The organism is Micromonospora sp. HM5-17 (assembly GCF_003762835.1).
In the GTDB taxonomy this organism is placed as follows: Bacteria; Actinomycetota; Actinomycetes; order Mycobacteriales; family Micromonosporaceae; genus Plantactinospora.
This window is the reverse complement of sequence record NZ_RJWA01000018.1, coordinates 22,518-30,552: the sequence shown is the minus strand read 5'-3', so window position 1 is coordinate 30,552 and position 8,035 is coordinate 22,518. Positions and strand designations below refer to the sequence as shown.

At 70.9% G+C, this 8,035-nt stretch carries 7 protein-coding genes, 2 tRNA genes and 1 pseudogene; 7 read left to right on the top strand and 3 right to left on the bottom strand.

Translation table 11 applies throughout. The features are described 5' to 3' along the window. Positions 1-109: 109 nt before the first annotated feature. Entirely contained in the window at positions 110-1,117 is a 1,008-nt protein-coding gene (locus EF879_RS26445) for a sugar phosphate isomerase/epimerase (RefSeq protein WP_123563264.1), read from the top strand. A 267-nt stretch (positions 1,118-1,384) separates the two neighbouring features. Here the strand turns inward: EF879_RS26445 and EF879_RS26440 are convergent, their stop codons facing one another. After that, a complete protein-coding gene (locus tag EF879_RS26440) occupies positions 1,385-1,771 on the bottom strand; it encodes a hypothetical protein (RefSeq protein WP_123563262.1) in 387 nt (128 codons plus the stop codon). Between the two features lie 259 nt (positions 1,772-2,030). Here EF879_RS26440 and EF879_RS26435 point away from each other — a divergent pair. From EF879_RS26435 to EF879_RS26410, 6 genes are all read left to right on the top strand, one after another. After that, positions 2,031-2,103, top strand: a tRNA-Asn gene (locus EF879_RS26435). 187 nt (positions 2,104-2,290) lie between these two features. Beyond that, positions 2,291-3,628, top strand: a complete 1,338-nt coding sequence (locus tag EF879_RS26430; protein WP_233604771.1) for an FAD-dependent oxidoreductase — start codon at positions 2,291-2,293, stop codon at positions 3,626-3,628. A gap of 209 nt (positions 3,629-3,837) precedes the next feature. Then, a tRNA-Ile gene (locus EF879_RS26425) sits at positions 3,838-3,911 on the top strand. Between the two features lie 285 nt (positions 3,912-4,196). Beyond that, complete coding sequence (locus tag EF879_RS28435; protein ID WP_233604770.1) at positions 4,197-4,697, top strand: methyltransferase domain-containing protein; 501 nt, start codon at positions 4,197-4,199, stop codon at positions 4,695-4,697. A 96-nt stretch (positions 4,698-4,793) separates the two neighbouring features. After that, entirely contained in the window at positions 4,794-4,994 is a 201-nt protein-coding gene (locus tag EF879_RS28430; RefSeq protein WP_233604769.1) for a hypothetical protein, read from the top strand. A 452-nt stretch (positions 4,995-5,446) separates the two neighbouring features. Then, a complete protein-coding gene (locus EF879_RS26410; protein ID WP_158624313.1) occupies positions 5,447-5,968 on the top strand; it encodes a DUF4145 domain-containing protein in 522 nt (173 codons plus the stop codon). 14 nt (positions 5,969-5,982) lie between these two features. On the opposite strand, the pseudogene EF879_RS26405 reads toward EF879_RS26410, so the two are convergent. Both EF879_RS26405 and EF879_RS28425 read right to left on the bottom strand, forming a co-directional pair. Then, a pseudogene (locus EF879_RS26405) lies at positions 5,983-7,256 on the bottom strand (PBSX family phage terminase large subunit). Continuing rightward, positions 7,246-7,398, bottom strand: coding sequence for a hypothetical protein (locus tag EF879_RS28425; RefSeq protein ID WP_233604768.1), 153 nt, complete (start codon positions 7,396-7,398; stop codon positions 7,246-7,248). The pseudogene EF879_RS26405 and the gene EF879_RS28425 overlap by 11 nt, the downstream one beginning before the upstream one ends. Between the last annotated feature and the right edge of the window lie 637 nt (positions 7,399-8,035).

The window sequence follows — 8,035 nt, the reverse complement described above, 5'->3', positions numbered from 1 at the left end:
GCCTTACCGGACTCGTTATCGGCCTGACCCTCGGCTCCGGGCGGCCTGGCCGCCGGTGGACCGGGCCACCCCCCGTCACCCCATCGCAGCAGACGACAGGAGAGAGACCATGGCACGACCCATCACCCTCTTCACCGGCCAGTGGGCCGACCTGCCGTTCGAGGAAGTGTGCCGGCTCGCCTCCGAGTGGGGCTACGACGGACTCGAGATCGCCTGCTGGGGCGACCACTTCGAGGTCGACAAGGCGCTCGCCGACCCGTCGTACGTCGACCGGAAGCGGGAGACGCTGGCCAAGTACAACCTTCAGGTCTTCGCGATCTCGAACCACCTCGTCGGCCAGGCGGTCTGCGACCACCCCATCGACGAGCGGCACCAGGACATCCTGCCGGCCCGGATCTGGGGCGACGGCGAGCCGGAGGGGGTGCGCCAGCGGGCCGCCGAGGAGATCAAGAACACCGCCCGGGCAGCGGCGAAGCTCGGGGTGAGGACCGTCGTCGGCTTCACCGGTTCGTCGATCTGGCACACCCTGGCCATGTTCCCGCCCGTGCCGCCCTCGATGATCGAGAAGGGATACCAGGACTTCGCGGACCGCTGGAACCCGATCCTCGACGTCTTCGACGAGGTCGGGGTCAGGTTCGCCCACGAGGTGCACCCGAGTGAGATCGCGTACGACTACTGGACGACCAAGCGCGCCCTGGAGGCGATCGGTCACCGCCCGGCATTCGGGTTGAACTGGGACCCGTCCCACTTCGTCTGGCAGGACCTCGACCCGGTCAACTTCATCCTCGACTTCGCCGACCGGATCTACCACGTCGACTGCAAGGACGCGAAGGTGCGTACCGGTGACGGTCGACGCGGCCGGCTGTCGTCGCACCTGCCGTGGGCGGACCTGCGCCGCGGCTGGGACTTCGTCTCGACCGGCCACGGCGACGTGCCGTGGGAGGACTGCTTCCGGGCACTGAACGCCATCGGGTACGACGGCCCGATCTCCATCGAGTGGGAGGACGCCGGGATGGACCGGCTCGTCGGTGCGCCGGAGGCGCTGCAGTTCGTCCGGCGGCTGGCGTTCGACGCGCCGAGCGCCGCCTTCGACGCCGCGTTCAGCAGTCGGGACTGAGCCTCGGCCTCCGTGGGCCGGTGCCGGGGTCGGTGGGCCGGCGATGACGGTCTCGCCGTACCGATTGATCCGACACCGGTGACCCGCCGGCCGCAGCCGGCGGGTCACCGGTCTGTGGACGCCAGTCCGCGGCCTTGCCAGGGCACACCCACGTCGTCATCCCGGGCGCCTCGACCGCCGGCGAGATCGACGACCGGGACACGGCGATGGATCGTCCGTCAGCCGGGCCGGGATGGTCGGTCGGCGGTGGCCCTGGCCGGGGCGGTGTCAGACGGTTGTGCCGTTGGTGCCCGACCCCGACGATCCGGACCGCGCGTCCGAGGGCGAGCCGGAGGCCGACGCCGAGGCGCCTGACCCGGCCGACGACGAACCGCCCGACCCGCTGGCGGCGCCGGATCCCACGGACGTGCTGCCGTTGGCGCGGTTGCCCAGGCCGATCTTCTCGCCCAGCCTGGTCTGGCTGAGCCGGTCCTTGCCCTCGGCGTAGAGCCGGCTGGCCTGGGCCTGGGCGAGCCCGGCCGCCTCCTGCACCGTGGGGTGGTCGAGCACCTTGCGGCCCTGCAGCACCAGCTGCTCGTATCGCTCCCGGCCCGCGCGGGCGCCCAGCACGAAGCCCACGGCCAGCCCGCCGACGAACCACAGCTTTCCGCGCATGGCGACTCCTTCCATGTCGACGCGGTCCGTCCCCCGGGCGTCCCCCGGCGGTTGGAGGTGTCTCGCGCCTGCGTCGTCCGTCCCCAGGTCCGGTACCCATCCTCCACCGAAGTCATGCCTGGTTGGGGTCAGGCTGACGATTTGTCCGTTATCGGCGCTGGCGTGGGCATGGGTAACCCGCTGGACCACGACCCCCGATCGTCCTGTACTCTTGTCCCGTCGCACCGCGCCGGAGAGATCCAGTGCGGGACACCTGCGATCCCCCGTAGCTCAATTGGCAGAGCAGCCGGCTGTTAACCGGCAGGTTTTTGGTTCGAGTCCAAACGGGGGAGCTTCACCAAACGTCCTGCCCGTCGGCGTGGCCGGCGGGCATCGTCGTATCGGGGCCCGCCCGGTGGCCCGTCCATCCGGCGCCCACATCCGAGCGTCGGCCGTCAGTTCCTCCGGCGTCTCCGGCCCGGCAGTCCAAGAGGCGCGAAACGACGGTGGGGACGGCCGCATCGTGAGACCGTGCGGATCGTGACCGCGCTACCGACCGAGACCGACGTGGTGGTCGTCGGCGGCGGGCTGGCCGGCCTGGCCGCCGCCCGCCGGTTGCACCGGGCCGGTACGCCCTGGTTCCTGGTCGAGGCCGCCGACCGGCTCGGCGGACGGGTCGCCACCGACGCCGTGGACGGCTACCTCATCGACCGGGGGTTCCAGGTAGTGAACACCGCCTATCCCCGGCAGGCCGCGCTGGTCGACCTGGCCGCCCTGGAGCTGGGGCTCCTCACCCAGGGGGTGCTCGTCCGTCGGGGTGGGGCAGGGCACCGCATGGTCCATCCGCTGCGCGACCCGCTCGGCGTCGCCCGGACCATCGTTACCGGGCTCGCCGACGCCGCCCAGCTCGGGCGGCTGGGCCGCGCGCCGGGGCCGGTAGGGGATCTCAGCCGGGCCGCCGGAGCGGAGCGGATCAGCAGCGTGGGCCGCGCCTTCGACCGGATCCGGCTGGCCGGGCTGGCGGCCCGCTGCGCGACGTACCCGGTGCGGCGGCTCCTCGCGGCGCCCGAGCTGACCGCGGAGCTGGAACTGCGTCGGGCCGGACTCTCGGACCGGATCGTCGAGGAGCTGCTGCGGCCCTTTTTCTCCGGGGTCTTGGGCGAGCGGGAACTGTCGACGTCGAGCCGGGTCCTCGCCATGGTCATCCGTTCCTTCGCCCGCGGACGGGTCGGGCTGCCGGCCGCCGGAATGGCGGCTCTGCCGGCGGCGGTCGCGGCGCCGCTGCCCGCATCGCTGATCGCGCCCGGCGTGCCCGCCGTCTCGGTCCACGCCGGGCGGGTCGTCACCCCGGCCGGCACGATCCGCTGCCGGGCTGTCCTGGTCGCCACCGACCCGGGTACGGCGAGCCGGCTGCTGCCGGGTCTCGGCGAGGTACGGCTGAACCGGCTCACCACGTACTACCACTCGACGGTCGAGCCGCCGTTGGACGAGCCGATCCTGCTGCTCGACGGCGATCGGCGGGGGATCGTCGCCAACACCGTCGTGCTCAGCCGGGCGGCGCCGACGTACGCCCCGGCCGGGCGGCACCTCGTCGCGACCTCGGTCGCCGGTCCGGACGTACCGCCGGAACCGGTCGTCCGGGCCGAGCTCGCCCGGCTCTACGGCTGTCCGGTCCACGACTGGGAGCACCTGACCACGGTGTCCGTCGCCGGGGCGCTGCCCGCCACCCCGCCACCGCAGGGGCGCCTGCGTAAGCCGGTGGCGCTGGGGGCGGGGATCTTCGTCGCCGGCGACCACCGGGCCACCCCGTCCGCGCAGGGCGCGCTGGCCAGTGGCTGGCGCGCGGCCGGGGCGATCCTGCGGCACCTCGGATCGTGAGGGGCGCCGCGCCGACCCGGGACGCGAGCCGCGACGGACCGTTCGGTGACTCCGGATGTCGGTTGCGGTTGCTATTCTCGCCGTGCCGGGACCGCCGTCACCCTGGTCGGAGGCGCCCGGTGCTCCGTCGCCTGACCCGCCCTGCCCGGGTGCGCCGGATGTCGGTGGTCGGTCGGCGGGATGCCGGGATACGATCCCGGCGCCAACCAGGGGCGGTAGCTCAGCCGGTTAGAGCAGGGGACTCATAATCCCTCGGTCGCGGGTTCGAGTCCCGCCCGCCCCACAGGGGTTACCAGCGTGAACGCCCCGCCGGATCTTATCCGGCGGGGCGTTACTCGTTGTGTGGGGACAGTCTGGGGACAGGCTACTCGTCGTCGTCAGGCCGAAGTGCCTGGGCGAGACGGTCAATAGTGTGTGTCACGCCTGCCTTGTAGCTGTCGCAGGATCCGGCTACCGCCCGGACCACGAGCGCGCCTATGCACACGCACCCACCGAAGATGATCACGGCTGCCGCCCCGGCTCCGACCAAAGCGGCTGAGGCAGGGTCGGCTTTTGGAGGCCGAGCGGCTTGCCGATCGGCACCGGCACCGGCTACAACGCGGCCCTGCTGTCGCACCGGCTCGGCGACCGGCGTGTGACGAGCGTCGACATTGACCCGGGCCTGGTCGCGCAGGCGCGCGCCGCGCTGGCCCGGGTCGGCTACACGCCGCGTCTGGCCGCCGCCGACGGGCTGGCCGGCTACCCACCCAGCGCACCGTACGACCGGATCATCGCAACCTGCTCGGTCCGCCGGGTGCCGGCCGCGTGGCTGGCCCATACCCGGCCCGGGGGTGTCGTGATGGCGAACCTGTCAGACGGGGTGGTTCCACTGCGCATCGACGGGGACGGCATCGGCTACGGCAAGTTCCTCGGCCAGGTGTGCGCCTTCATCGAGGCCCGGCCGGCGGACAGCCCTGCGGGACCGACCACACAGCAGATCATCGACACCGCGATGGGTGGCACCGGACGCGCCCGCAGCGCCGGCCCGGAGGCCGACGGTTGGGCCGACCCGCGGTTCGAGTTCCTCTGACACCTGTTCGAACCTGGCGTCTACCAGTGCTCCCTGCTGCCGGACGGCGAACAGATTCACTGCCTGGTCGACGCCGACACCGGGTCGTGGGCGCGCGTGCATCAGCGGGCTCGGGAGGTCACGGTGGTGCAGGGTGGTGCGCGGCGGCTGTGGGACGACGTGGCCGACATCTACCAGCGGTGGATGGATGCCGGCCGTCCCGCTCACGACCAGCTCTGGTTGACGGTGTTCCCGGACGGTGGTCACGTGCTGTCCTGCGACCAGGACGGGTGGCGGCATAGCTGGCCGCTGCGATAGATAACCCCAACCCTCCACCTCGCTTCCAACCACGGCGGGGTGACGGCGTCTGAGCCGGCCGCGCCCACGCGCCGCCCCCTCGGCGCGGGCGAGGCGAAGTGGCCTGCCGACCACGCCGCCGGCGTACTGGCTGGGCCGCACCCGGGCCGTCGATTGTTCGGCGTAGACCTTGACCAGCTGCGGGGTCAGGTCACCGAGGTACCAGGCGTCCCAGACGCGGTAGGCGTCGTAGGCAGGCTGGTGAGCGGGTGGCGGCCAAGCGCCGCCAGTCGGGATCGGCACCGGCGTCTCCTCAATCGATACTCTCGTACCTTGTGGCTAGTACAAGATGTGTGTGGTGCGGGCGTTTCTCGCGTATGGCCCCACAGGCAACGGCGGCGTCGTACAAGCGTGCGGGCCTCTTCTGGGAGGTAATGGCCGCTTACCGGTGTGACCACTGCGGAAAGCTGCTCTTGGCCGCTGCGAACCTGCCCGAAGACCCTGGCCCCACCCCGAGCCAGGTCTTCAATGCAATCGACTACATCCTCGACACCGGTGCTCCGGTGACCTGGCTACCACGCAGCGGTGAGGCAAAAGCCTTCCCTGACGTCCCAGACCACATCGCTAGCGCCGCCTCAGAAGCCTACGAGTGCTTCTCTATCGGCGCGTACAGAGCTGCTATCAGCCTGTCCCGGGCGGTAGTCGAGGCCACCGCCAAGCATCTCGGCTTTGGTAGTGGATCTCTCTCCGAAAGGATCACGAACATGGTTGAAGGAACACACCTGCGATCCACCACTGGCGAGATGGCCCACGAAGTCCGCCACTGGGGTAACGACATGGCACATGGCGACTTCGCCGCTCCCATCGGCCACGACGAAGCTGAAGCTGTGCTGGCCCTGATGGATGAAGTCCTTCAGGAAACCTTCCAGGGTCCGGCGCGCCTTGAGCGTGTACGGCAGTTGAGGCGGGCCGCGGCAGAGGAGTCGCATGCCTGATCGCTCGGTCCTCGTCAGGCTGCGGGACTGCGGAGCAGGGGCCGCCACAGCACCTCGCTCGTCTTGATTGCGTACCTCGCGGCGTCGATCGAGTGATCGCCCGCCTTGATCGGGGCGTCCTCGCCCCGCTCGGCGGCCCTGTCATCCCATGAGTAGCCCGGAATCTCGTCGATGAGCCCCGTGCACCGCGCATGCACCCTGAGCCGGTCGTTGGCCAGCAGCGAGGACATCAGCCTGATGCCGTCGAGTACCGCGTTGTCGGCCAGGGCCGAGATCATCCCGTCTTCATGGAGCTGAAGGCGAAGCGACGCGGCAGCCGGGTCGATCACGACCCAATCCGGTCTCACTCCGGGCAGACCGGGTGCGCCGGGCACCTCCAACCGGTCGAGCCAGCCGCGGATCTCGCGGGACAGCGCCGCGTCGGTGAGCTGGCGCCGGGCGGTCGCCGGGTCGTGCCGCCACTCGTGGGTCAGGTACAGGCGGCCGTCCTCGCCGAGGCCGAGGAGCAGGGCTGCGGCCGCGTTGCGGGTGCCGTAGTCGATGCCGAGGCTGATTCACCGGGTGATCCGGGGTAGGTCGTCGACGACGTGGCGGTCCCCGTCCCACATGTTGAAGACCGCGCCCTCGGCCATGACCCACTGGCCGGCGACGAACCGGCGGTACCAGAGCCCGACGTACTCCCGTTTCAGGTTGGCGCCGTAGGCGCGGTCGAGGTGTGGGTTGTCGTCGAGCGTCGAGTGCCAGGTTCGAAGGTTTAGCTCACCGGCGCGCAGCAGGTACTTCTTGCGAAGCCAGTGCGCCGGCGAGTCCGGGTTGGTGGTGCCGAAGAGCTCCGTGCCGGGTACGGACAGCCGAGCCAGGACCTGGGCGAAGAAGGGCTCTGGTACGGGTCAGCTCGTCGTCGTAGGCCAGGCATAGCGTCATGCTGCGGACCTTCGGCTTGGCCTTCGAGTCGTTGGCGCCCAGGACGTCGACCTCGCGGCCGGGGATCGTGTCGGTTGCGGCGCCCGGGTTGTACTTGACCAGGCGGGCGAGAGGGCCGAACAGCGCCGGGTCGGTCACGACGGCGAAGATGTTGCGGTTGACGCTCTCTGGTTCTGCCGAACAGCAGCACCCGGCCCGAGCTGGGCGCGGCGGCGACGGCCATCAGAAACCGCAGCAGCGACGCGACGGTCTTTGCGCTGCGGACCGAGCCCTGCCAGATGTTGAGCCGGGCCGTCGACTCGACCACCGATCGGAGATAGATCGGGGAGAGCATCCGGGTGACGGCGTCGAGGTCAATCGCCATCGGTTCGGTTGAGCTGGTCGTACGCGGCGCCGAGCCCCTTCGCAAGGGCGCCGAGCATGCTTCTCGTGGCGTCGATGTCGGGGTCGGCATCGTACTCGTCGAGGCGGAGGCTGCGGTCGATCGCGGTGCCGATGGCCATCATCAGGTCCCGCTAGTCCCGGGGTGGCGGTTGGCTCACGATGCTGGTGTTGAGGTTGCCCTCCTTGTCGAACTGGTGCACCTCGTTGGGACGTGTCGGCGGGCTGGTCGACGTCGTCGAGGAGGGCCAAGGCGAGCACAGCCCGCCGGGCGCGGGCGTCCACCTTCTTGGCCTCGGCGGCGGCGCGGGTGCGCTCACGGTCGAAGCTGAGGCCCTCTGCTTCCGCGATGCGGCTGATGCTGCGGCCGGAGCGGCCGAGAGCCTTGCCGATGGCGTTGCGGCTCAGGCCTTGGGCGTGCAGCTCGCGGACGCGGGCGTAATCCTCCTGAGTGGCAGGCCGTCCCACGTGGGCTTACCTCGGTTGCACCGGGCGCGGCCATGCCGCGCTCGGTGTCGTAGCGGCGGCGCGCCGGTCCCGGGCGCGGCGAGCGGGGCCCGCGCCCGGGAAGCCTGCTCGGGGTGTGCGCGGCTGGGCCACTAGGTCCAGCCGCGCACGCATCCCCCGCCACCCACGCCGTCAGCCGGTCCGGAGACAACAAAGCCCGGGAGCTAGGCTCAAACGGCCTGCGGGCACACGCCACCTACGGCGTGAGTGAACAAATCATGCTGCGGCGACGGCCGCGTCAACCCGACGCGGCCG